This window comes from Lentzea chajnantorensis (assembly GCF_054300775.1).
On the sequence record NZ_JBSDZT010000002.1, the window covers coordinates 805752 to 829091 of the forward strand.

Here is a 23340-nt window from a genome sequence, read left to right on the forward strand (position 1 = left end):
GGGGCTGGTTGCAACAAGGCAACGAACCGTCCCGAAGCGTGCACACACCGTTATCCGCGCTGGAAGTCGACCGCGGCCCGGTCCGGACTGTCGGTGGTGTATGCGAAGCTCGGGTCGTGGTGGATCAGGGACGCCGGTTGCTGAACCGGGTGCTGGCGGGCACGCCCGCCGGGGAGTCGCCCCTCACGCACGCGCGCGATCTCCCGTTGCGGCGGGCTGATCACGTGCAATGGCCGTCGTGGGCGGCCTCGGCGGTGGTCGAGGCGTTCACGGAGACGGGGGTGCGCGAGCCGTGGCGGCACCAGGTCGAGGCGGCCGAGCTGGCGTGGTCCGGGCGGCACGTGGTGCTCGCCACGGGCACCGCGTCGGGCAAGTCGCTCGCCTACCAACTGCCGGTGCTTTCCACTCTTTTGGCGGACACGAGGGCCACCGCGCTGTACCTGTCCCCCACCAAAGCCCTTGGTGCGGACCAGCTCCGCTCGCTCGACGAGCTGGGGATCAAGGGGGTGCGCGCGTCGGCCTACGACGGTGACACCCCGATGGCCGAACGGGACTGGGTGAAGGCGCACGCGAACTGGGCCTTCACCAACCCGGACATGCTGCACCGCTCAATCCTGCCGCAGCACCCGAAATGGTTGCGGTTCTTCCGCAGGCTGAAGTACGTGGTGATCGACGAGTGCCATTCCTACCGAGGTGTTTTCGGTTCGCACGTGGCGTTGTTGATGCGGCGGCTGCGGCGGGTGGCCCGCAAATACGGCGCGGACCCGATCTTCGTTTTGGCATCGGCCACTGTGGCTGATCCTTCCGCTTCGGCGGAAAGGCTGCTGGGCGTGCCGGTGTCCGCTGTCGTGGACGACTTCTCACCGCGTGCCTCGCGCACGGTGGCGTTGTGGGAGCCGCCGCTGACCTCTTTGGAGGGCGAGAACGGCGCGCCGGTGCGGCGGTCGGCGGGCGCGGAGACGTCGCGGATCCTCGCGGACCTGGTGGTGGAGGGTGCGCGGTCGCTCGCGTTCGTGCGCTCGCGGCGCGGTGCCGAGCTGACGGCGCTGGGCACCCAGCGGATTCTGTCCGAAGTGGATGGTGAGCTGCCCGCGCGGGTGGCCGCCTACCGGGGCGGGTTCCTGCCGGAGGAGCGGCGGGCGCTGGAGAAGGCGCTGTCCACGGGCGACCTGCTCGGCGTGGCGACGACGAACGCGCTGGAGCTGGGCGTCGACATCGCGGGCCTGGACGCCGTGGTGGTGGCGGGTTTCCCCGGCACCCTGGCGTCGTTCTGGCAGCAGGCCGGTCGCGCCGGGCGGTCCGGTGACAGCGCGCTGGTCGTGTTCGTGGCGCGGGACGACCCGCTGGACACGTACCTGGTGCACAACCCGGCGGCGGTGCTGGACCGGCCGGTCGAGGCGACCGTGCTGGACCCGATGAACCCGTACGTGCTCGGGCCGCAGCTGGCCTGCGCGGCCTCCGAGATGCCGCTGACGCGGGACTGCCTGCCGGACTTCGGCGGCGAGCTGGCGGAGTCCGTGCTGGCCGAGCTGGTGGCGGAGAAGCTGCTGCGCAAACGGCCCGCCGGCTGGTACTGGGCCTCGCATGACCGGCCGCACGCCGGGGTGGACATCCGCGGTTCCGGCGGCGAGCAGGTGGCGGTGGTGGAGGCCGACTCCGGCCGGATGCTCGGCACCGTCGACCCGGGATCGGCGAGCTGGCAGGTGCACCCCGGCGCCGTCTACCTGCACCAGGGCCGCTCGTACGTGGTCGACGAGCTCGACCTCGACAGCGGTCTCGCGCTGGTGCACCGCGAGGACCCGGAGTGGACGACCCAGCCGCGCGACTGCGTGGACATCACCGTCGTGCGGGAGGTGGAGCGGCAGGAGTTCGGCGGCGTGTCGGTGTCGCTGGGCGAGGTGGAGGTGACCACGCAGGTCGTCGGCTACCTGCGCCGGCTGCCCTCGGGCGTGGTGCTCGACCAGATCCCGCTCGACCTGCCCGAGCAGACCCTGCGAACCCGCGCGGTCTGGTACACCGTCGACGAGTCGCTGCTGCTCGCCGCGGGCGTGGAGGCGAAGCGGACTCCCGGCGCACTGCACGCCGCCGAACACGCGGCGATCGGCCTGCTGCCGCTGTTCGCGACCTGCGACCGGTGGGACATCGGCGGCGTGTCGACGGCCGCGCACCCGGACACCGGCATGCCGACGGTGTTCGTCCACGACGGCCACCCCGGCGGCGCGGGCTTCGCCGACCGCGGCCACTCGGCGCTGCGGGCCTGGCTGTCGGCGACCCGCGCGGCGATCAAGGCCTGCACGTGCCCGATGGGCTGCCCGTCGTGCGTCCAGTCCCCCAAGTGCGGCAACGGCAACGACCCGCTGGACAAGGCCGGAGCGGTGCTGGTGCTGGACGTGGTGCTCGGGAAAATCACCTGACCGGTGCCGTCGCTCGTGGCTACGGTGTTGGTGTGAACGCAGGTAGCTGCAACGCGACTGATCGGACCCGCCGCTTCTAGGTGCGGCCGAGTCCGGACCTCCGCCGTGCCATGCGCGGGTGGATCGCTGCGCCGTGCCTTCCGGCGCGGCCGGTTCGACGCTCCGCTGTGCCTTCCGGCGCGGCCGACTTGATGCTTCGCCGTGCCACTCGCGGCTGGTGGACCGCTCCGGCGTGCCCTCTGGCGCGGCCGACTCGACGCTTCGCCGTCCTACTCGCGGCTGGCGGACCATTTGACCGTGCTCTCCGGCGCGGACAGCTCGACGCTCTGCGTGCCACGCGTGCGGGTGGACCGCTGCCGTGCCCACCGGCGCGGACGACCCGGACCTCCACCGTTCCACGTGCGCGGCTGGTGAGCCGCTCCGCCGTGCCCTCCCGCGCGGCCGACGCGACGCTCTGCCGCGCCCGTCCCCCTTCTCGCCACGGGTTCCTTGGAGTCTGCCTTGTTCACGCCGTTTGCCGACCTCGACGCACTGCTCGACGACTTCGTCGCGTCGGTGCGCACCATCCTCGGCCCCACCTACGTGGGCGCCTACGTCCAGGGCTCGTTCGCCCTCGGCGCCGGGGACGTCCACTCCGACTGCGACTTCATCATCGCCTGCACCGAGCTGCCGTCCGGTGCCGCGCTGGAGGGTCTGCGGGTCCTCCACGACGAGATCCCCACCCGGCCGGGCCGCTGGTCGACGGAGATCGAGGGCTCGTACGCCGACGTCGACTCGCTGCGGTCGGTCGCCGGTCTTGGCGTTCCGTGGCTGTTCAACGACCACGGCAGCCGCACACTGGAGTGGGACCTGCACTGCAACTCGCCGCACGCGCGGTGGATCCTGCGCAACCACGGCATCGTGCTGGACGGCCCGCCGATCGAGTCGCTGGTCGACGAGGTCCCGCCCGAGGCGCTGCGGTCGTCGATGCGCGCCGCGCTGCCGCACGTGCTGGAGGGGATCTGCGGCTGGGCCCCGATGGGCAACGCCTGGACGCAGCGCTACATCGTCGCCGCGTACTGCCGGACGCTCTACACCATCCACACCGGGGAGGTGGAGTCGAAGCGCGGCGCGCTGCTGTGGGGGTTGAAAATGCTCGATCAGCGGTGGCACCCGCTGATCGAGCAGGTCTTGGCGGACCGGGACCTCGGCTGGGACGCCGACGCGGTTCCTCGTCCGGGGAGCCTGGAGCAGACCTTCGCCTTCGCGGCCTGCTGCGAGCTTCCTGTTGTAGTGCTTCCCGCGGGGTCTGCGGGGTCGCCCCCGCAACAGGCACTGCGAGCTGCGGCGAAACCGCGTCAGCGGTGAGCAGCATTGCCTGCTTCGTGGGCGCGCGCCGCGGGCTCACGGGTACCCGCGGCGCGCGCTCTCCACGTGCCGAACACTGTGTTCCCGCCTGCTACCGCATCTCGACCGGATTCCGTGGAACATCGGCGGAATCTGGTTGTCCGTCCGAGCAGGACACGCGGGAGGCGACGGTGTCGACTGCTGTGGGACGAACTCCGGGGAGGAGCCGGCTTCGCCGATCGCGGCAGCGCAGGTGCTCTGCCACTAACGTTCCTCGGTCCGGTCGTGTTGCGGGAGGCTGTCCTTCGGGGTGCGTGTTCGGCTTTCTGCCCTCTCCTGCGACCTCCCCCGAAGTGCGGGTGCGGAGGCAGGTCGTCGGATCGGGCTTGGTGGAACGGCCGTGCAGGGCATCGCCTTCGGGGTTGTCGGGGAGAGTCCACGACGACACCCAGCACGGCCGGGCTCTACATGTAGTTGTGTGTCAGACGGTTTCGAGCTGGAAGCGGGCCGGGGCGTGCAGCGCCTCGGCGAGCGCGTCCTGCACGACGTGCGCGTCCGGCAGGTTCCAGCCGCAGATCGACGGCTTGACCCGCCAGTGCACGACGCCGTGCGCCATCGGGGTGGGCGGCAGCGGGATGTACTCGCCCTGGCCGTACAGGTGGACGTCCGAGTTGTTGGCCAGCTCGGCGTTCAGCTTCGAGCCGGACTTCACCATGAACATCCACCGGCCGGACGGGGTCGCGGCGATCGGCACGGGAACGCTGATCGACCGCAGTGCGACGGCCGCGCGGCGGCCGAGGTCGGTGCCGACCTCGATCGCGTCCACCCCGTGGCCGGTGGCGAGGAGGAGGCTGTAGGAACGGCCCGCCCACCAGGTGGCGACCTGGTCGGACCGGGTGCCGACGCGATCGACCCAGTCGCGGTGGACCGGGATGGGACCGTGCAGCTCGAGCCCGCTGCGGCCCGCCCACTGCGTCACACCCTGCTCGGAACCGGCCGGGTACGTGCCGGGCAGGACGGGCCAGCCGCGGTACGCCAGGCTCACGGCCTCCGCACGCAGTTCGATGCGGAAGGCCCCGCGCCAGCTGTCCGACCAGTCCATCTTCCTTCGCCTCCAAGGCTCTTGGCTCGACATCGACGTGGTGCCGGTGTTCGTAGGACACCGCGTCGGTGCCGCCACTACAACTAACGACACCGGGGCCGGGCTTGGTAACCCCCGCCTCGACAACTGGTCGGTACGGCACGGCGAGCGTGCTTCGGCTGAACGGGGAACCGAACTGTCAACAATTGGTTCGATCACCGTTCAGCATGTCCAGGCACGGGTGTGAGTCCGCTCACCGCCGATGAACGACCGCTCGTCGTGCTCCAAACGCTCTGATCTTCAGCCGGACCTGCTCTCGACCGAGCACTGACCGGGCCGAACGGCGTAGCCGCCGACACCTCGACGACCACCTCCCACCCGTTCACCGCACACGAGCCGAGCTCGCCACCGTTCTGCCGCGCAACGCGTTCCGCCTGCTCACACGCGTGCTGATCACCTTCGGCAAGACGAGCGGCAGCCGCGAGGGCGGCCAGATCGGCGGCGCCGGTCACCCGGTGCCGTGCGATGACCGCCGCGCCGAACTGCGCACCCGCCGCTGTGACGACGACCAGCAGCAACATCGCCATGACGCCGCTCACCGCAGCCGATCCGCGCTCACCGCCAAGCGGTTCGCCGCTCGTCCCGCCGCTCGTCCCGCCGTTCACCGCGGCTCCACGACGGCGAACGCGGTCGCGGTGAGCAGCACGCCCAGCGGTCCCCGCTGCCGCACGAAGACGCGCACGGCATCGCCCTCGTCCTGGAACTCCGCCGTGGCACCGGGTGCGATCTGCGCAACGGCTTGGACCCCGCGCTGCCGTTCGCCGCGCGCCGACAACCGCGCCGCCTCGCGCGCCGCGTCCGTGCACCGGATCTGCTCGATCACCGCCGTGAGGCTCGCGGCCGCGAGTCCCATGGCGATGAGCAGTGCGCACACCGCGACCGCGGCTTCCACCGTGACCATGCCCCGGTCGTCAGACCGCCGACAGCGCACGCTGTATCAGCCCTTGCAACAGGTTCTGCACGAAGTCGCTCGTCACGACCGCGTAGATCACGCCCGCGAGCGCCGCCGCAGCGAGCGTGCCGATCGCGTACTCGACCGTGCTCATGCCGCTGTCGTCCTTGAGCAGTTCCATCTCGTTCGCCCTTCTAGTGGAGGATCTGGCCGGCCAGCCCCAGCACCACCGGCAGCACGCCGAGGCACAGGAAGGCCGGCAGGAAACACAGTGCGAGCGGCGCGGCCACGGCCACCGCGGCCCGCTGCGCCTTCGCCTCGGCCTGGTCGACGGCATCGGCGCGCGTCCGTTCGGCCAGCTCGGCGGCCTGCTGCGCGAGTGCCGCCCCTGACCGCGCGGTCCTGCGCGCGGCCCTGGCCAACGCCGCGGTCGCGGGGTCGTCGAGCGCCGTCGCCCACGCCGTGACCGGGTCCGCACCGAGCCGCAGCAGCTCCGCGACCCGGCCGAGCCCGTCGACGCGGACCGCCGCGATGGCCGTCGGCACCGGCAACCCGGCTTTGAGGCACGCGGCCAGCAGGTCCCAGGCGGCGGCCCGTTCGAACGGCCCGTCGGCCTTGCGCGGTGCGGGTGGCGGGTCGTTGGCCCGTGGCCGGAGGCGGTCGAGGGGACGTCGTGGCGGAGGTGCGACGAGCACCGCGAGGGCCAGGAGCAGGTAGGTCATGGCTCGGTGATCCGTTTCGTCCACCACAGGCCGGTCGCCAGGAGCACCGCGCCGACGACCAGCAGCACCTGACCGGCCGCGGTGCCGGTGAGGACGCCGAGCGGTCGTGCTCCGCTGAGCTCGCCCAGCAACACTCCGAACACCGGCAGCCCGGCCAGGACCAGCGCGCTCGCCCGCGGGCCTGCCATGCGGGCCCGCACCTGCCGTGCGAAGGCCAGGCGCCGGTCCAGGTCCGCCTTGGTCGCGTCCAGCACGTCGGCCAGCGCCACCCCGTGCCGGGCGGAGACGTGCCAGGCCCTGGCGAGCTGGTCCACCGCAGTTCTGAGCAGCGGCTGGTCCAGCTCCCGCAACGCCCTCTCGACGTCACCGCCCCGCCTGGACGCGGCGGCCGCGGTCCGCAGCACCTCGTTCGCCGGCGCGGGCGTGTCCTGGGCGGCGCCCTCCGCTGCCGCTGCCGCGTGGGCCCCGGCCCTGAGCTCGTCGACCACGCCGCCGAGTCCGTTGCTCAACGCCTCGGTCGCGGCGTTCTGGGAGCGCTCTCGCCTGATGCGCCTGACGATCCGCCCGACGGTGACGGCGACGACCGCCGCGGCGACCAGACCGCCGAGGCCGGTGGTCAGGTAGACCGCCACGGCTGCGGCGAGCACCCAGAACCACTTCGGCACCGGGACTCCGCGGGCGGCAGCGGGTCTCAGCCGTCTGATGGGCTTGACGTGCGGCCACACCAGCAGTGCTGTCGCGAGCAGGAGCAGGCCTACCACGGCTTCTCCTTCCACCCGTGCTCCTTCGTCCACAGTGGATGGACGACGAGTCCGTTCTCCGTGCGGCTGAAGGTGCCGATCTCGGCCAGTTGTCGTTCGCCGGTGTCGCAGCGGCGCATGTGCAACACGAGCCGGACCGCCGCGGTGACCTGGCTGTGCAGCGCTTGGCGATCAAGCCCCGCCAAGGCCCCCAGCGCTTCGAGCCGGGCGGGCACCTCGGCCGGCGAGTTGGCGTGCAGGGTGCCCGCGCCACCTTCGTGGCCGGTGTTGAGCGAGGTGAGCAGCTCACGCACCTCCGCGCCCCTGACCTCGCCGACGACGATCCGGTCCGGCCGCATCCGCAACGCCTCGCGCACCAACTCGCGAACGGTCACCTCCCCCGCGCCCTCGACGTTCGGCGGGCGTGCGACGAGCCGCACGAACTGCTCGTGATCCGGGCGCAGCTCGCCGGCGTCTTCCACGCACACGATCCGTTCGTTCGGCGGCACGCACCCGAGCAGCGCGGACAGCAACGACGTCTTGCCCGAGCCGGTGCCGCCCACCACGAGGAACGCCATCCGCCTGCGCACGACGGCCTTCAGCGTCCCGGCGATCTCCGCGTCGAACGTGCCGAGGTCTTGCAGCGCTTGGAGGTCGTGGGTCGCGGGGCGGAGGACGCGCAGGGACAGGCAGGTGTGGTCGGCGATCGGCGGGAGCACCGCGTGCATGCGCACCCCGCTGCCCGGCAACCAGCCGTCGACGCACGGCGAGGCGTCGTCCAGCCGCCGACCTGCGGCAACCGCGAGGCGCTGGGCGAGCCGGCGGACGGCGTCCTCGTCGGGGAAGACGACGGACGTGCGGCGCAGGCCGTCCGGGCCGTCGACCCAGACCTGGTCGGGCGCGGTGACCAGGACGTCGGTGGTGCCGGGGTCGGCCAGCAGCGGGTCGAGGGGGCCGGTGCCGCTGAACTCCTGGCGCAGGACTTGCAGCGCTTGCAGGACATCCGCGTCGGCGAGGACGCCGCCCGCCTCCGAGCGGACCGCCTGGGCGACGACCGCGGCGGTCATCTCGGCGTCGGTGCCCGCGAGGCGGTGGCGGACGCGGTCGATGAGGGTGCTCATGCCGGGGTCGCCGGTCCGGGGCGGTGGGGGTGGCGGGCGTGGCGGCCGTACGGGATTTCGTTCGCGCGGTGGGTGAGGCGGAGCCAGGTTTCGGAGCACCAGGCGAGGAAGCGGGTCATGGGGAGCTCCTTCCGGGGTGGGTGGTGCGGGACGGCGGGAGTGGGCGGGGATGGCGAGGGCGGGGTGGGTGGCAGGGGCCGGGGCGGGCTGGCGGGGGTGGGTGGCAGAGGGCGGGGATGGCGAGGGCTGGGCTGGGTGGCAGGAGCCGGGGCGGGTGGCAGGAGCCGGGGCGGGTGGCAGGGGCGGGCTGGGTGGCAGGGGCGGGCTGGGTGGCAGGGGCGGGCGATGCGGAGGTCTGCGGGGCGCGGGGTGAGACGAGGGCAGGGGCGCGGGGCGGAGTGGCGAGGGCCGGAGCGAGGGCGGAGGTCGGGTGGCGGGGAGCGGAGTGGCGCGAGGCGGAGTGGCGCGGGGCGGAGTGGCGCGGGGCGGGCGATGCGGAGGTCGGCGGCGGCGCGGAGTGAGACGAGGGCGGGGTGATGCGCGAGGGCGGGTGGCGGGCAGCGGGCGAGGGCCGGTGCAGGGCGAGGGTTTGGTGCGCGGTGCGCGGTGCGCGGTGCGCGGTGCCGGGACGGTGGGTGTGGCGTAGGCCGGTGCAGTTGGCGGCTGGATGCGTTGCCAACGCGGGAAAGGCGGTTGGTGGCGTGCGAGAACGGCCTTGGTCGCGCGCCGCCCACGCGCGGGGAGGCGGCCGCGGGCAGGGCGGCGCTCTGCGGCGCGGAAGCGTTGGTGTGCGGCGGTTCGCGAAGGCGCGGCGGGGCGGGTCAGGGTGGGGGCTTCACGAATTTGTACGGGGGTTTGGTGGTGCGGCCGTACAGGGCGAGGTTCAGCAGCATGCGGGCGTAGGTGCGGATGCGGAGGGAGAGGTGGAGGCGGGGCATCGGGGACGGCCTTTCAGGGGTGGAGGGACTGCAGGATCAGGCGGGCCGTGATGGCGAGGGGGCCCTTGGGGTTGCGGGGGAGGTGGCCGCGGTCCAGGGCGGCGGGGAGGCCTGGTTCGGGGCGCATCTGGGTGAGCAGGGGGAGGCCGACGGCGGCGGCGATGTCGGGGGCGGACAGGCCCGAGGGGGACGGGCCGCGGACCACCAGGCGGGTGGGGGTGCCGTGGGTGCGGAGCAGGGTGGCGACGCGGGTGGCGGCGGCGGTGGCGCGCAGTTCTGCCGGGACGACCAGGACCGCGAGGTCGGTGCGGGAGAGGGCGGCTGTCGCGGCCGGGGTGGGGTGGCGGGGGAGGTCGCAGACGGTGGTGCAGCCGGAGCGGCGGGCCGCGTCGAGAACTGCGGACACGGCCTGCGGTTCCGGGGGTTCGGCGGTGCGGTCGCAGGACAGGACGCTCAGTGCGCCGGTGGTGGGCAGGGCGACGCGCAGGGAGGACATGGGGACGCGGCCGCCGGAGCAGTGGACGGAGGGCCAGCGGGCGCCGGTGGCCGACTCGGCGCCGAGGGTCAGGTCCAGGCCGCCGCCGAGCGGGTCGCAGTCGACGAGCAGGGTCTCGGTGCCGGTGGTGGCGGACTCGCGGGCGCAGGCGGTGGCGAGGACGGAGGCGCCGGCGCCGCCGCGGCCGCCGATGACGGACAGGACGCGGCCGGCGTCCGAGGGCGGGCCGTCGCGGACGTCCGTGAGCAGGGTGACGAGGGCCTCGGCCTCGGTGGGGAGCTCCAGCAGCGCGGCGGCGCCGACCGCCACGACCAGGGGCCATGGCGGGTCGCCGCCGTGCACGACCACGACGCCGGGTCGGCGCGGGAGGTCGGCGGCCACGCAGGCGGGCAGTGCTGCGGCGTCGAGGACCACCAGCGGCGCGGAGTGCCAGGACAGGCGCAGCGCGGGGACGTCCGGTGCGCAGGACAGCGGGCAGTCGGCGGCTGCCGCGAGGCGGAGCACCTCGTCGAGCAGGTGCGGGTCGGTGAGCAGGGCGAGGGGGTGGGTCATGGGATGAACGGTCGTCGGTCGTGATGAACGACACAACGGGGTGAAGATCGAGATGTGGACGAATCGCGGGATGTGGACAAGTCGCGATCTTCAGGCGTCGGCGGGCCCGGAACTGTCGGGGGTGTGTGCGACGCTGGGAGGTCGGGCCGCGGTGGCCGCAGAGGTCCAGTCGAGGTCACCGGGAAACGTGCCCGGGATATGGGACGACCCCCGCCAGGGGGGAGGGACGGGGGTCGTCAATGGTTCAGTCCCGGGGGGTCGGACTGAACCCGTCCGTCGAACCGGACTCTCCTACTGTATCCCCATGCGCCAGTGCCGCGCGCAACTTCCGCTACAGCCGTGGGGCAAGTTTCGGTAACCGTGCGGCAACACCGTTTTGTCCACCGGCGAAATGCCGCCCGAACGGCCTACTGACCAGTACACCTAAGCTGAGTCCCATGAGCCGGACCGCCGCCTTCTTCGACCTCGACAAGACCGTGATCGCGAAGTCGAGCACGCTGGCGTTCAGCCGTCCCTTCTTCCAGGAGGGGCTGATCAACCGCCGAGCGGTGCTGAAGAGCGCGTACGCCCAGTTCGTGTTCATGCTGGCCGGTGCGGACGCGGACCAGATGGACCGGATGCGCGCGCACATCACGGCGCTGGCGGCGGGCTGGGACGTCGAGCAGATCCGCAGCATCGTGAGCGAGACCCTGCACGACATCGTCGACCCGCTGGTCTACAAGGAGGCGACGCAGCTCATCGCCGACCACAAGGCGGAGGGCCACGACGTCGTCATCGTCAGCGCGTCGGGCGAGGAACTGGTCGCCCCGATCGCACAGCTGATCGGCGCGGACCACTCCGTCGGCACCCGGATGGTCGTGAACGGGGGCCGCTACACCGGTGACGTCGACTTCTACTGCGCCGGCGAGAACAAGGCGGTGGCCATCAAGCAGCTCGCCGCCGAACGCGGGTACGACCTCGCCACCTGCTACGCCTACTCCGACTCGGTGAGCGACATCCCGATGCTCGAGGTCGTCGGTCACCCGAACGCGGTGAACCCGGACCGCGGCCTGCGCCGGATCGCCGTCCAGAAGGACTGGCCGGTGCAGGTGTTCTCGGACCCGGTGAGCCTGCGCTCGCGCATCCCCACCCCGTCGGGCAGAACGGTCGCGGTCACGGCCATCAGCCTCGGTGCCGTCGCCGCCGCGGGAGCCGCCTGGTACGGCCTCCGGCGCAAGCGCAAGGGCGACTAGTCAAGGCTCGCGACCCGAAGAACAGCCATCGGGACGCGTACCGAGCAGTAGCGGCAACGGCCCGCACACGTGGTGTCCGCGTGGGTGCACACGTCTGCCCCGACAGCGGTACCCGGACGCCGGCACGACCGCGGAAACGCTGGAACGCCAGTGCTTTCACTACTGAACGTGGCTTGACCGGTGCACCCTTCCGAGCCCTTGCTGTGACCGGGCCCACGCACTTAAATAGGTGGTGCGGACCTCGGGTCGGCCAGGGACCTGGCGAAGAGGAGCCAGACTCCACCCCGGCGGAGCTCCGTGCGCGGACTTCGAGTACCCACGCGCAGCACGCCGCGGGAGGCTTGTCGTCTAGGGCCTGCGTACCGGGACGCCGGACGCCGAGGCCAGGGTTGTACGACACGAGTTGCACGCTTGGTAACTCGCAAGCCCGCGCTGAAGACGGGGCGCCCCATTCGTGGGGTGCCCCGTCTGCTTTTGTGTGAAAGCTCCGCGCGGACCCTGTGAAGAACTCGGCGCGTCGCCGGAATGCGCTCCCGTTGACCCATAGGCTTGGCGTCACTAACTTGCATAACAGGCCTGTTATCTCGTGGGAAGATCACCGGGAGGCACGACACCGTGCGGAAAATCGCCGCGCTCACCCTGGCCACCGCGATGCTCACGCTCGTGCCGGTACCGCGAGCGGACGCTTCGGTGATCACGCTGGGCGGCATGTCGCTGGAGGAGAAGGTCGGCCAGCTGTTCGTCACGTTCGTGAACGGCCAGGCAGCCGACGTCGCTCACCCGAAGAACCGGACCGACTTCGGCGTCGACACGCCCGCGGAGGTGGTGCGCAAGTACCACCCCGGTGGCGTCATCTACTTCAACAACTCCTCGCGCGACAACATCGACACCCCCAGGCAGATCGCGCAGTTCTCCAACGGCCTGCAGAAGGCGAGCAGCGTCCCGTTGCTCATCTCGACGGACCAGGAGATGGGTCTCGTCACGCGCATCGGCCCGCCGTTCAGCCAGCTGCCGGGCAACATGGCCCTGGGCGCGGGCCGGTCGGCGGAGGACGCCGAGGAAGCCGCGCGGATCACCGCGGCCGAGCTGCGTTCGATGGGCATCAACCAGAACTTCGCGCCGGACGCCGACGTCAACTCCAACCCGGCGAACCCGATCATCGGCGTGCGCAGCTTCTCCAGCGACCCGAAGCTCGCGGCCGAGATGACGAGGGCCCAGGTCGAGGGCTACGAGCAGCGCTGGTTCAGCCCCACCTCGGTCACCGCGACGGCCAAGCACTTCCCCGGTCACGGCGACACGTCCGAGGACAGCCACACCAGCCTGCCGGTCTCGAACCGCACGCTGGAGCAGTGGCGGGAGATCGACGCGCCGCCGTTCAAGGCCGCCATCGCCGCGAAGGTCGACTCGATCATGACCGCGCACATCCAGGTGCCGCAGATCGACCCGTCCGGCAACCCGGCCACGCTCTCGCCGCGGGTCATCACCGGTCTGCTGCGCGAGGAGCTCGGTTACGACGGAGTGGTCGTGACCGACTCGCTGGAGATGGCCGGTGTCCGCAAGCTGCACTCCGACGCCGAGATCCCGGTGCTCGCGCTGAAGGCGGGCGTCGACCAGCTGCTGATGCCGCCGAACCTCGGTCTCGCGATCAACAGCGTCATCGCCGCCGTGCGCAGCGGTGAGCTTCTCCGAGCGGCGCATCGACCAGAGCGTGCTGCGCATCCTGAAGATGAAGCTCCTGCGCGGTGTCATGCTCAACGCCCAGGTCGACGCGGACGCGGCCGACCGGGTCGTCGGCTCCAACGCCGCCAAGGCCCAGCTCATCACCGACCGCACCATCACCGCGGTCCGCAACGACGGCCAGGCGCTCCCGCTGCAGGCCACCGCTCCCCTGGTCGTCGGCACCGGCGACGCACCGGTCGCGGCCCTCGCGACCAGGCTCAAAGCCGCCAAGGTCGTCACCGCCACGAGCCCGACACCGGCGCAGACCCAGCAGGCGCTGACGGCGGCCGCGAGCGCCGACAAGATCGTCGTGCTGACCAACAACCTGAGCACCCGCCCTGCCCAGCTCGACCTGCTGGCCAAGCTCGTCGCCACGGGCAAGCCGGTCGTCGCGGTGGCCACCGGCAACCCGTACGACGTCGCGCACACCGACGCGAAGACGTGGCTCGCCACCTACTCGACCACGGCGGTGTCGATGGAGTCGCTCGCGAAGGTCCTGCTCGGCGAGGCCAAGCCGCAGGGCAAGCTGCCCGTCGCGGTGCCCGGCCCGACCCCCTACCCGTTCGGGCACGGGGTGCCCTGGTGAGGCGACGGCACTTCCTCGCAGCCGGCGCGGCCCTGTCCGTCCCCCTCGCCACCACCGGGTCCGCGGCCGCCGACCGCAGGCTCACGACCGGCGCGCAGCGGCTGGCGCAGGACGGCTGGCGCAAGCTCAAGGGCCGCAAGGTCGGCGTGCTGACGAACCCGACGGGCGTGCTCACGGACCAGACGCACATCGTCGACTCGATGGTCGCGCACGACGCAAAGCCGACGGCGGTGTTCGGTCCGGAGCACGGGTTCCGCGGCACCGCGCAGGCCGGTGGTTCCGAGGGCGACTACCAGGACCCGCGCACCGGCATCCCGGTCTACGACGCGTACGGCGCGAACGCCACCAAGCTCGCGGCGATGTTCGCCAAGGCCGGCATCGACACGGTCGTCTTCGACATCGCGGACGTCGGCGCGCGCTTCTACACCTACATCTGGTCGCTCTACACGGCGATGCAGGCCGCGTCGGGCCTGGACTTCGTCGTCCTCGACCGCCCGAACCCGATCGGCGGCAGGGCGAACGGCCCGCAGCTCGACCCCGCGTACGCCACCGGTGTCGGCCTGAAGCCGATCGTGCAGCAGCACGGCATGACCGTCGGCGAGCTGGGCCGCTTCTACGTGGGCGAGTTCGGCGTCAAGACCCGCCTGGAGGTGGTCGACGTCCGCGACTGGCGGCGCGACCAGCTCGACACCGGCCTGCCGTGGGTGCCGCCCAGCCCGAACATGCCCACGCGGGACACCGCCCTGGTCTACCCCGGTACCTGCCTGTTCGAGGGCACCGTGCTGTCCGAGGGTCGCGGCACCACCCGCCCGTTCGAGACGGTCGGCGCTCCCGGCGTCGACTGGCGCTGGGCCGAGGCGTTGAACGCGATGGACCTCAGGGGTGTCCGGTTCCGCGAGACCCACTTCTCCCCCACGTTCCAGAAGTTCCAGGGCCAGACCTGCGGCGGCGTCACCGTGTCCGTGACCGACCCGCGCGAGTTCGACGCCATCAGGGCGGCCGTCGCCATGCTCGTCACCGCGAAGTCGCTGTACCCGGGCGTGTTCGCGTGGCGGCCGGACAACTGGATCGACAAGCTCAGCGGTTCCGACCGGCTGCGCACGATGATCGACGCCGGGGCGACCGCGGACGACGTGGTGGGCGCCTGGCAGCCGGAACTCCAGCAGTTCCGCCGCACCCGCCTGCCCTACCTGCGCTACCGGTGAGGACGCCATGCTCATCCCCGCACTGGCCGTCGCACTCGTGACGGTCGCCATCCCCGGCCACTTCGACCAGCCGCAGGACGGTTTCGCGCACGAGCGGACGACGCTGCGCCCGTCCAACCCGTACTGGGCGCACCTCGACCCGGAGCCGATCAACACCGCCCTGCGCCAGGTCCGCGACTTCACCCGGCCGCAGGCGAACGGCAAGCCGCTGTTCCCCGGCGCCGTCACGCTGTACGTGCACGACGGCAAGGTCGTCACGCACGACCGCACCGGGTACGCCGTCCTGTACCGGGACCAGCAGACCGAGCTGCCGGAGGCCGACCGGGTCGCGATGCGCAAGGACACGATCTTCGACCTGGCCTCGATCTCGAAGCTCTTCACGTCGATCGCGGTGATCCAGCAGGTCGAGCGGGGCCGGGTCGACATCGACCAGCGGGTGGCGCACTACCTGCCCGAGTTCGGCGTGAACGGCAAGCAGGACATCACCGTCAAGCAGCTGCTCACCCACACGAGCGGCCTGGAGCCGTTCATCCCGCTGTGGTCGCGGTTCCCGGACGTCCCGAGCCGCATCAAGGGCGTCATGGACGTGCAGCCGAAGTCCACGCCCGGCAGCACGTACGTGTACTCCGACCTGAACCTGATCACGCTCGGCGAGCTGGTCCACCGGGTCAGCGGCAAGAGGCTCGACGAGGCCGTGCGCGACGGCATCACCCGGCCGCTCGGCATGGCGGACACCGGCTACAACCCGCGGGACAAGGACCGCACGGCCGCCACGGAGTTCCAGGTCTCCCCGCCGCGCGGCATCGTCCGCGGTGAGGTGCACGACGAGAACGCGTGGTCCCTCGGCGGAGTGGCCGGTCACGCCGGCGTGTTCAGCACGGCCCGGGACCTCGCCGTCCTCGGTCAGACCGTTCTCAACGGCGGCACGTACGACGGCCGGCGCATCCTCAGCGAGCACTCCGTCGAGCTGATGCTCACGAACTTCACCCCGCAGTTCCCCGGCAACGCCCACGGCCTCGGCTTCGAGCTCGACCAGCGCTGGTACATGGGCGCGTTGAGCGGTCCCGGCACCGCGGGGCACACCGGGTACACGGGCACGTCGTTCGTGATCGACAAGGCCTCGCGCAGCATCGCGATCCTGCTGACGAACCGCGTGCACCCGTCCCGCGACTGGGGCAGCGTCAACCCCGCTCGCCGCGCCGTCGCCGACGGGCTGGCCGGTGCGCTCGCCGTGCAGTCGGGTGGGAAGCAGTGGCGGGCAACGACTTCCGGCGGCACGCTCACCGCGGACCGCCCGGTCGAGGTGTTCGTGGACGTCGACGAGGGCGACAGCCTGACCGTCCAGCACTGGGACGGCACGGCGTGGCAGGACGTCCGCACGATCACCACCACTGAGCGCCGATGGATTGCCACAGAACAGAAGAAGACGAGGTTCGTCTACACCAAGGCCGGTCAGTACAACGGCCGTGGCGTCTACGTCCACGCACGCGGCAACGTCACCGCCGAGGGCTGGTCAGCAGCACGCCGCTAGCGCCGAGGCGAACGTGTCGAGCGCCCGTGGGAACGCGGGCGCTCCGAAGCTCATGACCACCCCGGTCCGGTCGTCGGTGCTCGACGGATGCCGGAACCACGACAGCGGACTGACCTTCACGCCCAGGTCGCGCGCCTTCTGCACGATGGCCGTCTCGTGCGGGGTGTCCAGCACGGCGTGCATCCCGGCCGCGATGCCGGAGATCTCCACGTACGGCGAGACGGCCTCCACGAGCCGGGCGCGCCGCCGCTGGTACTTCAACCGCATCCGGCGCACGTGGCCGTCGTACGACCCGGACGCCAGGAAGTCGGCCAGCGTCAGCTGGTCCAGCATGCTGATGTGCTGCTCGCGGCTGGTCTTCAGCGCGAGCACCGGGTCGACGAACCGGTCCGGCAGCACCATCCACGCGATCCGCAACGCGGGCGTGAGCGCCTTGCTGGACGTCCCCAGGTAGACCACGTGCTCGGGGTCGAGGCCCTGCACCGCCCCGACGGGCTGCCGGTCGTAGCGGAACTCGCCGTCGTAGTCGTCTTCCAGCACAAGCCCGTTCACGCGCCGTGCCCACTCCACCGCCGACGCGCGCCGCCGTGGGTGCAAAGGGCCGCCCAACGGGAACTGGTGCGCGGGCGTCAGAACGCAGGTGCGCAGCTCGTCGGGCAGTTGTTCGGTGTTCGCGCCGTGGTCATCCACCGCCAACGGCACGGTCGACGTCCACAGCGACCGGTGGAACCCCAGCCCGTACTCCTCCACGACCACCGGCGGCGCCAGCAGCCGGTCGAAGATCTGCACGGCGCCGCCGAAGCCTGAGCACACCACGATCCGCTCCGGGTCGGCCCGCACGCCCCGCGCCCGCGCCAGGTACTCCGCGAGCGCCGTCCGCAGCTCGATCCGCCCCTGCGGGTCGCCGGGCCCGAACGCCTCCGCCGGTGCCGCCATCAGCGCCCGCCGCGTCGAGCGGACCCACTCCGCCCGCGGGAACTCGGTGATGTCGGGCGTGCTGACGGTCAGGTCGTACCGCACGTCGTCGGCGACGACCCGGCGCACCACCTGCGGCGGCGGCGCGACCCGTTGCGCGACAACGGTTCCCGAGCCCTGCCGAGCGGTCAGCCAGCCTTCGGCCACCAGCTCGGCGTACGCCTCGGCCACGGTGTTGCGCGCGATCCCCAGGTCGGCGGCGAGCGAGCGGGAGGCCGGCAGCCGCGTTCCCGGTGGCAGGCGCGCGGACCGGACCGCGTCCCGCAGCGACGCCGTCAACCGCTGCCGCACCCCACCCGGACCGGACAGGTCGAGGTGGAAGTCAAGATTGGCCCACGATTCCACGACCAGATTGCACCATGTCGAGGGCCAATGAGCGCCCTAGTTTTGTCCACATGACGAACCGAATCGACCTCGCCAAGAAGGCGCCGAAGGTCTACCGCGCCATGATCGCCCTCGACGCCGCTGCCCGCGAGGGCCTCGACGAGCAGCTCGCCGAGCTGGTCCGCATCCGCGCCTCGCAGCTCAACCACTGCGCCTACTGCCTCAACATGCACACCGTCGACGCACGGAAGGGCGGTGAGACCGAGGCCCGCATCTACCTGCTCAACGCGTGGGAGGAGGCGGGCGACGTCTACACCGAAAAAGAGCAGGCCGCGCTGAGGCTCACCGAGGCCATCACCGTCCTGAGCAGCCACGAGTACGTCAGCGACGAGGTCTACGAGCGGGCAGCGCAGCACTTCGACGAGGAGGAGCTGGCGCAGCTCATCGCCCTCATCTTCACGATCAACTCGTGGAACCGGATCGCGGTGTCGACCAGGAAGAAGCCCGACGTCCGCTGAACGGCTGGCCGAGAGGGTGACTTTCGGACACACTCCGTTGACCCTGGGGGTGGCGGTTAGTAAGTTTCCCACGTGTCCACTGAGAGCAGTGCCGAGTCCAGTCCGCTGGTGAAGATCCGGTCGTTGCTGCCGGGTCTCGCGCGCGCCGAGCAGCGCGTCGCCAAGGTGGTGCTGGAGAACCCGGCCACGGTCGCTCACCGCAGCATCACCGAGGTCGCCGAGCAGGCGGGCACCAGCGAGACCACGGTGACGCGGTTCTGCAAGGCCATCGGCGTCGGCGGCTACCCGGAGCTGCGCATCGCGCTGGCCGCGGACACCGCCCGCAGCCAGGCCAGGGCCAACCACGACATGGGCGGCGACATCGGCCCCGGCGACGACCTCCGCCAGGTCGTCGGCAAGGTCGCGTTCGCCGATGCCCGCGCCGTCGAGGAGACGGCGGAACAGCTGGACGTGGAGTCGCTCGCGAAGGTCGTCGAGGCCGTCGCGGGCGCACGCCGCGTGGACGTCTACGGCTTCGGCGCCAGCGCGTTCGTGGCGTTCGACCTCCAGCAGAAGCTGCACCGCATCGGGCTGACCTGCTTCGCGTGGAACGACACGCACATCGCGCTGACCTCGGCCGCGGTGCTGACCGAGGCGGACGTGGCGGTGGGCATCTCGCACACCGGCTCCACCTCGGAGACCGTCGAGGCGCTGCGGGTGGCCCGCGAGACCGGGGCCACCACCGTGGCGCTGACGAACTTCCCGCGCTCGCCGATCACCGAGGTCTCCGACCACGTGCTGACCACGGCGGCGCGCGAGACCACGTTCCGCTCGGGTGCGATGGCGAGCCGCATCGCCCAGCTGACCGTGATCGACTGCCTGTTCATCGGTGTCGCCCAGCACCACGTGGACACGGCGAAGACGGCGCTGGAGGCGACCTACGAGGCGGTGTCCGGCCACCGGCTCGGAGCCAGACCGGACGGACGCCGGCGGCCGCGGGAGACGACTAAATGACCTCGCCCCGGAACGGTGTGGTGGTGCACGTGGAGTCTCCGACCGAAGGGCGGAACCCGCGCACGGCCGACATCGACCGGGTTCCCACGATCGACGTGCTGCGGATGATCAACGACGAGGACCGCACGGTCCCCGCCGCGGTCGCCGCGGTGCTGCCGGAGCTGGCGCGCGCGGTCGACCTCGGCGTCGCCGCGATCTCGGCCGGCGGCCGGGTGCACTACGTCGGCGCCGGCACCTCCGGCCGGCTGGCCACGCTGGACGCCGCCGAGCTGGTGCCCACGTTCAACACGCCGTCCGACTGGTTCGTCGCCCACCACGCCGGTGGACCGGAGGCGCTGGTCCGCGCGGTCGAGGAGGTCGAGGACCACTCCGGTGCCGCCCAGATCCGCCGCCACGCCACCGCCGGGGACCTGGTCGTGGGCATCACGGCGTCCGGGCGCACGCCGTTCGTGATCGGTGCGCTGCAGGAGGCGCAGGCGCTCGGCGCCCACACGGTGCTGATCTCCAACAACGCCGCCGTGCCGATCACACCGGACGTGCTGGTCGCGCTCGACACCGGGCAGGAGGCGATCGCCGGGTCGACGCGGATGAAGGCGGGTTCGGCGCAGAAGCTGGTGCTGACCTCGTTCTCGACGGCGGTGATGGTCAAGCTCGGCCGCACCTACTCGAACCTGATGGTCAGCATGCGCGCCACCAACGCCAAGCTGCGCGGGCGGACGATCCGGATCCTGCACGAGGCCACCGGACTGCCCGAGAACGCCTGCGAGAAGGCGCTCGTGGACTCGTCCGGTGACCTCAAGGTCGCGCTGGTGCACCTGCTGTCCGGGGTGCCGACCGAACGGGCGGCCGCCGCGCTGGAGGACAGCAAGGGCCACGTCCGCGACGCGCTGGACCGGCTAGCCGGCTGACACGAGGTCCGGCCCGAACACCTCGTAGTAGATGTCGGTGACACCCGCGGCGAGGAGCTGGGCCCGCACCGCGCGCAGGAACGGCACCGGCCCGCACAGGTACGCGGTCGTGTCCGGCGGGACCTCGATGCCGCTCAGGTCGACGAACCCGGTCCGCTCGGCCGACCACTCCCCGATCGGCCGCTCGTAGAAGACGTGCGCCTGCCCGTCGGCGAGCTTCGCCACGAGCTGGCCGAGACCGGCGCGGAACGGGTGGCTGAGCTGGTCGCGGTCGCCGTGCACGACGATGACCCGCCGCGGTGAGCCGGTGGCCGCGAGCTCGGCGAGCATCGAGATCATGGGCGTGCAGCCGATGCCGGCCGAGGCGAGCAGCACCGGGCCGTCGCCGGGCTGGAGCGTCACGTCACCGGCCGGCTGGCTCAGCCGCAGCGTGCTGCCCACCGGCGCGTGGTCGTGCAGGTGGTTCGACACCTCGCCGTCGCGCTTCACGGAGAACTGCAACGCGTCGTCGGTGCGCCCGGAGAGGCTGTACTGGCGGATCTGCCGGGCACCGTCGGGCAGCGGGACCTGCACCGACACGTACTGACCGGGCTGGCTCGCCGGCACCGGCCCGTCGACCGGCCTGACCACGAACGTCACCACGTCGTCGGTCTCCTGGAAGCGGGCGATCACCCGGTGGTCCTGCTGGCCCGTGGGCAGGAACCGCTCCAGGCCGATCAGCGTGTCGGCCATCAGCCAGTAGACCTCGCTCCAGGCGGCGGCGACCTCGTCCGACACGTCCAGGACCTCGGCGACGGCGCCGAGGAGGTGCTTGTGCACCACCGCGTACTGACCGGGCGTGACGCCGACCGAGACGTGCTTGTGGGCGATGCGGCGCAGCATCGCGTCGGGCCGCTGCCCGGCGAGCAGGCCGGACGCGAAGGCCGCGACCGACCCGGCGAGCGCCTGGGCCTGGGTGCCGTTGGCCTGGTTGCCGCGGTTGAACACGTCCCGCAGCAGGATCGGGTGCTCGGCGAACATGCGCCGGTAGAAGAGCGTGCTGATCTCGCCGATGGCGGCGCCGACCGCGGGCAACGTGGCCTCGACCAGCTCGGCGGACTTCTCCGACAGCATCGACGTGCTCCTCACTTCAGCCCCAGGCTGAGCAGAACCGGACCGGTGGGCCGGGCGACGAGGTCTCCGACGGACAACGGGTCGAGCGAGGCGTAGAACGCCTCCTGCGCCTGGCGCAGGGCGTGGCGCAACCGGCAGGCCGAGCTGAGCGGGCACCGCAGCTCGCCCTCGCAGTCCACGACGTCCCCGACGCCTTCCAGCTCGCGCATCAGCCGGCCGATCGACACGGCCCGGCCCTGCGCGGTGAGCGTCAGGCCACCGCCCCGGCCGCGTCGCGCCTCCACGACACCGAGGTGCTGCAGCTGCGCCACGACCTTCGCCGCATGGGTGTACTGCACGCCCATGACCGCGGCGACGTCCCGTGTGGTCGGGTGCTCCGAGCCGTCCACGACGGCAAGCCTCATCACGATCCGCAGCGCGATGTCCGTGCTCTTCGTCAGCCTCACCCGACCGAGGCTAGCTTAATTTGAATCTGAGATTCCACTTATCCCGGCAGCACCGGACGCCACGGGATCGGCGTGGACAGCACCATTGCGCTGGACGTCTCACCGTGCGACGCCAACCGGACCAGCAGGCGTTCCAGCTCAAGGATGGACGTGGTGACGACCTTCACCACCGAGCAGATGTCACCGGTGAGCCGCACGACCTCCACGACCTCCGGCAGGTCGTCCAGCAGCTCGGGGTGCACGGTGATGCACCGCGGCCCGTAGCACTTCATGCGCACCAACGCGACGACCGGACGCCCCACGACAGTCGGGTCGACCACGGCGCGATAGCCGGTGATCGCACCCATGTTCTCCAACCGCCGCACGCGCTGAGCGACCGTCGGCGGTGACACGTGCACCCGCCGCGCCAGCTCGTTGTACGACAGGCGCGCATCCTCTTGGAGCGCCTCCAACAGGGCCTTGTCCACGTCGTCCAACATGAACGCAAAGCTACTCGGCTCTCCGCTTTGCGATTGGCAGAGATTTCTGCCGAACGCCTTTCGACGCCCATTCAGGTGACGCGCTCTTCGAGCCAGAATTGAGGGCATGAGCTGCCCCGTGTCCCCCAAGCTGGATTTCGGCGGCACCACGCCGTACGAGGACTACGTGCACGCGTCGGTGCTGCACACCCTTCAACAGCAGTGGTCCAAAGATCCCCGTGAGATGTCGTTCCTGGTCATCACGCAGGTGATGGAGCTGTACTTCGGCCTGCTCTGCTTCGAGTGGCGCCAGGCCCAGACCGAGCTGCGCGCCGACGACCTGCGCGCTGCCGTGCGCACGCTGCGCCGCTCCGACCTGCACCTGCAGGCGCTGTCCGCGGCGTGGCGCCCGATCGCGCGGATGACGCCGACCGAGTTCAACTCCTTCCGCGACGCCTTGGGCGAGGGCTCCGGCTTCCAGTCGGGCATGTACCGCGAGGTGGAGTTCCTGCTCGGCGAGAAGTCGGCGTCGATGCTCGTGCCGCACCGCGCCGTGCCCGCGATGCACGCGCAGCTGGAGGAGTCGCTGTCGAAGCCGTCGCTCTACGACGACGTGCTCGCGGCCTTGAAGCGCCGCGGTTTCGGCATCCCCGCCGAGGTGCTCGACCGCGACCTCACCAAGGCCTACGAGCCGTCCGCCGAGGTGGAGCAGGTGTGGGCGGCGATCTACCGCGGCGACGACCGCGACCTGCTGGAGCTCGGCGAGGCGCTGACCGACATCGCGGAGGAGTTCGCGCGCTGGCGCTACGACCACCTGCTCGCGACCCGCCGTTCGATGGGCGCGAAGGTGGGCACGGGTGGGTCCGCCGGTGTTGCATGGCTGGAGAAGCGCACCCAACGAGCGGTGTTCCCGGAGCTGTGGACCGCCAGGAGCTACGTTTGACTTCGCCCTCGTCCCAGGGACGCGGACTCCCACCCGCCGTGAGGCGG

At 71.5% G+C, this 23340-nt stretch carries 21 protein-coding genes and 1 pseudogene; 10 read left to right on the forward strand and 12 right to left on the reverse strand.

All coding sequences use genetic code 11. The annotated features are described in order from the left end of the window. Nucleotides 1-116 precede the first annotated feature (116 nt). Nucleotides 117-2414 (forward strand): DEAD/DEAH box helicase, encoded by a 2298-nt coding sequence (locus tag ACVDFE_RS04510; protein ID WP_458429665.1) that lies wholly within the window; start codon nucleotides 117-119, stop codon nucleotides 2412-2414. Between the two features lie 501 nt (nucleotides 2415-2915). After that, entirely contained in the window at nucleotides 2916-3761 is an 846-nt protein-coding gene (locus tag ACVDFE_RS04515; RefSeq protein WP_458429666.1) for an aminoglycoside adenylyltransferase domain-containing protein, read from the forward strand. A 460-nt stretch (nucleotides 3762-4221) separates the two neighbouring features. Here the strand turns inward: ACVDFE_RS04515 and ACVDFE_RS04520 are convergent, their stop codons facing one another. The 8 genes from ACVDFE_RS04520 to ssd all read right to left on the reverse strand — a co-directional run bounded on the left by ACVDFE_RS04520 (nucleotide 4222) and on the right by ssd (nucleotide 10342). After that, nucleotides 4222-4842, reverse strand: a complete 621-nt coding sequence (locus tag ACVDFE_RS04520) for a bifunctional DNA primase/polymerase (RefSeq protein ID WP_458429667.1) — start codon at nucleotides 4840-4842, stop codon at nucleotides 4222-4224. A 194-nt stretch (nucleotides 4843-5036) separates the two neighbouring features. Continuing rightward, nucleotides 5037-5486 (reverse strand): Rv3654c family TadE-like protein, encoded by a 450-nt coding sequence (locus ACVDFE_RS04525; RefSeq protein ID WP_458429668.1) that lies wholly within the window; start codon nucleotides 5484-5486, stop codon nucleotides 5037-5039. After that, nucleotides 5483-5782 carry a TadE family type IV pilus minor pilin gene (locus tag ACVDFE_RS04530; RefSeq protein WP_360385140.1) on the reverse strand — a complete coding sequence of 100 codons (300 nt, stop codon included), beginning with the start codon at nucleotides 5780-5782 and terminating at the stop codon, nucleotides 5483-5485. The genes ACVDFE_RS04525 and ACVDFE_RS04530 overlap by 4 nt, the downstream gene beginning before the upstream one ends. A 10-nt stretch (nucleotides 5783-5792) precedes the next feature. Further along, on the reverse strand, nucleotides 5793-5954 hold the full coding sequence (locus ACVDFE_RS04535) for a DUF4244 domain-containing protein (protein ID WP_458429669.1): 162 nt from the start codon (nucleotides 5952-5954) through the stop codon (nucleotides 5793-5795). Between the two features lie 13 nt (nucleotides 5955-5967). After that, the gene (locus tag ACVDFE_RS04540) at nucleotides 5968-6495 is read right to left on the reverse strand and encodes a type II secretion system F family protein (RefSeq protein WP_360385136.1); all 528 of its coding nucleotides are present in this window, start codon (nucleotides 6493-6495) and stop codon (nucleotides 5968-5970) included. Next, entirely contained in the window at nucleotides 6492-7256 is a 765-nt protein-coding gene (locus tag ACVDFE_RS04545; protein ID WP_458429670.1) for a type II secretion system F family protein, read from the reverse strand. Before ACVDFE_RS04545 ends, ACVDFE_RS04540 begins: the two co-directional genes overlap by 4 nt. Next, a complete protein-coding gene (locus ACVDFE_RS04550; RefSeq protein ID WP_458429671.1) occupies nucleotides 7250-8356 on the reverse strand; it encodes a TadA family conjugal transfer-associated ATPase in 1107 nt (368 codons plus the stop codon). Before ACVDFE_RS04550 ends, ACVDFE_RS04545 begins: the two co-directional genes overlap by 7 nt. A gap of 951 nt (nucleotides 8357-9307) precedes the next feature. Beyond that, nucleotides 9308-10342 carry a septum site-determining protein Ssd gene (gene ssd, locus ACVDFE_RS04555; protein WP_458429672.1) on the reverse strand — a complete coding sequence of 345 codons (1035 nt, stop codon included), beginning with the start codon at nucleotides 10340-10342 and terminating at the stop codon, nucleotides 9308-9310. A gap of 437 nt (nucleotides 10343-10779) precedes the next feature. Between ssd and ACVDFE_RS04560 the strand changes: the two genes are divergently transcribed. The 4 genes and pseudogenes from ACVDFE_RS04560 to ACVDFE_RS04575 all read left to right on the forward strand — a co-directional run bounded on the left by ACVDFE_RS04560 (nucleotide 10780) and on the right by ACVDFE_RS04575 (nucleotide 16615). Further along, a complete protein-coding gene (locus tag ACVDFE_RS04560) occupies nucleotides 10780-11574 on the forward strand; it encodes an HAD-IB family hydrolase (protein WP_360385128.1) in 795 nt (264 codons plus the stop codon). Between the two features lie 651 nt (nucleotides 11575-12225). Then, a pseudogene (locus ACVDFE_RS04565) lies at nucleotides 12226-13879 on the forward strand (glycoside hydrolase family 3 protein). Further along, nucleotides 13876-15084, forward strand: coding sequence for an exo-beta-N-acetylmuramidase NamZ family protein (locus tag ACVDFE_RS04570; RefSeq protein WP_360385126.1), 1209 nt, complete (start codon nucleotides 13876-13878; stop codon nucleotides 15082-15084). The pseudogene ACVDFE_RS04565 and the gene ACVDFE_RS04570 overlap by 4 nt, the downstream one beginning before the upstream one ends. Nucleotides 15085-15091: 7 nt before the next feature. After that, a complete protein-coding gene (locus tag ACVDFE_RS04575) occupies nucleotides 15092-16615 on the forward strand; it encodes a serine hydrolase domain-containing protein (RefSeq protein ID WP_360385124.1) in 1524 nt (507 codons plus the stop codon). Here ACVDFE_RS04575 and pdxR read toward each other — a convergent pair. After that, nucleotides 16598-17935, reverse strand: a complete 1338-nt coding sequence (gene pdxR / locus ACVDFE_RS04580; protein ID WP_360385122.1) for a MocR-like pyridoxine biosynthesis transcription factor PdxR — start codon at nucleotides 17933-17935, stop codon at nucleotides 16598-16600. The genes ACVDFE_RS04575 and pdxR overlap by 18 nt on opposite strands. A 50-nt stretch (nucleotides 17936-17985) precedes the next feature. Here pdxR and ACVDFE_RS04585 point away from each other — a divergent pair, with 50 nt between their 5' ends. The 3 genes from ACVDFE_RS04585 (at nucleotide 17986) to ACVDFE_RS04595 (ending at nucleotide 20333) form a co-directional block, all read left to right on the forward strand. Next, nucleotides 17986-18432, forward strand: coding sequence for a carboxymuconolactone decarboxylase family protein (locus ACVDFE_RS04585; RefSeq protein WP_360385120.1), 447 nt, complete (start codon nucleotides 17986-17988; stop codon nucleotides 18430-18432). Between the two features lie 72 nt (nucleotides 18433-18504). Then, complete coding sequence (locus ACVDFE_RS04590; protein WP_360385118.1) at nucleotides 18505-19425, forward strand: MurR/RpiR family transcriptional regulator; 921 nt, start codon at nucleotides 18505-18507, stop codon at nucleotides 19423-19425. Continuing rightward, the gene (locus ACVDFE_RS04595) at nucleotides 19422-20333 is read left to right on the forward strand and encodes an N-acetylmuramic acid 6-phosphate etherase (RefSeq protein ID WP_458429673.1); all 912 of its coding nucleotides are present in this window, start codon (nucleotides 19422-19424) and stop codon (nucleotides 20331-20333) included. Before ACVDFE_RS04590 ends, ACVDFE_RS04595 begins: the two co-directional genes overlap by 4 nt. Here ACVDFE_RS04595 and ACVDFE_RS04600 read toward each other — a convergent pair. Genes ACVDFE_RS04600 through ACVDFE_RS04610 form a run of 3 tightly spaced genes read right to left on the reverse strand, consistent with a single transcriptional unit; the run spans nucleotide 20322 to nucleotide 22371 of the window. Next, nucleotides 20322-21446 carry a globin domain-containing protein gene (locus ACVDFE_RS04600; protein WP_458429674.1) on the reverse strand — a complete coding sequence of 375 codons (1125 nt, stop codon included), beginning with the start codon at nucleotides 21444-21446 and terminating at the stop codon, nucleotides 20322-20324. The genes ACVDFE_RS04595 and ACVDFE_RS04600 overlap by 12 nt on opposite strands. An 11-nt stretch (nucleotides 21447-21457) precedes the next feature. Continuing rightward, complete coding sequence (locus ACVDFE_RS04605) at nucleotides 21458-21892, reverse strand: RrF2 family transcriptional regulator (protein WP_360385112.1); 435 nt, start codon at nucleotides 21890-21892, stop codon at nucleotides 21458-21460. A 38-nt stretch (nucleotides 21893-21930) separates the two neighbouring features. Beyond that, nucleotides 21931-22371: an Lrp/AsnC family transcriptional regulator gene (locus tag ACVDFE_RS04610; protein ID WP_355559845.1), complete on the reverse strand. Its 441-nt coding sequence runs from the start codon at nucleotides 22369-22371 to the stop codon at nucleotides 21931-21933. 106 nt (nucleotides 22372-22477) lie between these two features. On the opposite strand from ACVDFE_RS04610, the gene ACVDFE_RS04615 reads away from it, so the two are divergent. Beyond that, on the forward strand, nucleotides 22478-23293 hold the full coding sequence (locus ACVDFE_RS04615) for a tryptophan 2,3-dioxygenase (protein WP_360385110.1): 816 nt from the start codon (nucleotides 22478-22480) through the stop codon (nucleotides 23291-23293). Nucleotides 23294-23340: the final 47 nt, after the last annotated feature.

Coding starts and splice junctions, on each gene's coding strand:
- ACVDFE_RS04575 (WP_360385124.1), top strand. CDS start 15,092: ATGCTCATCCCCGCACTGGCCGTCGCACTCGTGACGGTCGCCATCCCC.
- ACVDFE_RS04585 (WP_360385120.1), top strand. CDS start 17,986: ATGACGAACCGAATCGACCTCGCCAAGAAGGCGCCGAAGGTCTACCGC.
- ACVDFE_RS04540 (WP_360385136.1), bottom strand. CDS start 6,495: ATGACCTACCTGCTCCTGGCCCTCGCGGTGCTCGTCGCACCTCCGCCA.
- ACVDFE_RS04530 (WP_360385140.1), bottom strand. CDS start 5,782: ATGGTCACGGTGGAAGCCGCGGTCGCGGTGTGCGCACTGCTCATCGCC.
- ACVDFE_RS04560 (WP_360385128.1), top strand. CDS start 10,780: ATGAGCCGGACCGCCGCCTTCTTCGACCTCGACAAGACCGTGATCGCG.
- ACVDFE_RS04595 (WP_458429673.1), top strand. CDS start 19,422: ATGACCTCGCCCCGGAACGGTGTGGTGGTGCACGTGGAGTCTCCGACC.
- ssd (WP_458429672.1), bottom strand. CDS start 10,342: ATGACCCACCCCCTCGCCCTGCTCACCGACCCGCACCTGCTCGACGAG.
- ACVDFE_RS04535 (WP_458429669.1), bottom strand. CDS start 5,954: ATGGAACTGCTCAAGGACGACAGCGGCATGAGCACGGTCGAGTACGCG.
- ACVDFE_RS04610 (WP_355559845.1), bottom strand. CDS start 22,371: ATGTTGGACGACGTGGACAAGGCCCTGTTGGAGGCGCTCCAAGAGGAT.
- ACVDFE_RS04615 (WP_360385110.1), top strand. CDS start 22,478: ATGAGCTGCCCCGTGTCCCCCAAGCTGGATTTCGGCGGCACCACGCCG.
- ACVDFE_RS04520 (WP_458429667.1), bottom strand. CDS start 4,842: ATGGACTGGTCGGACAGCTGGCGCGGGGCCTTCCGCATCGAACTGCGT.
- ACVDFE_RS04600 (WP_458429674.1), bottom strand. CDS start 21,446: ATGCTGTCGGAGAAGTCCGCCGAGCTGGTCGAGGCCACGTTGCCCGCG.
- ACVDFE_RS04550 (WP_458429671.1), bottom strand. CDS start 8,356: ATGAGCACCCTCATCGACCGCGTCCGCCACCGCCTCGCGGGCACCGAC.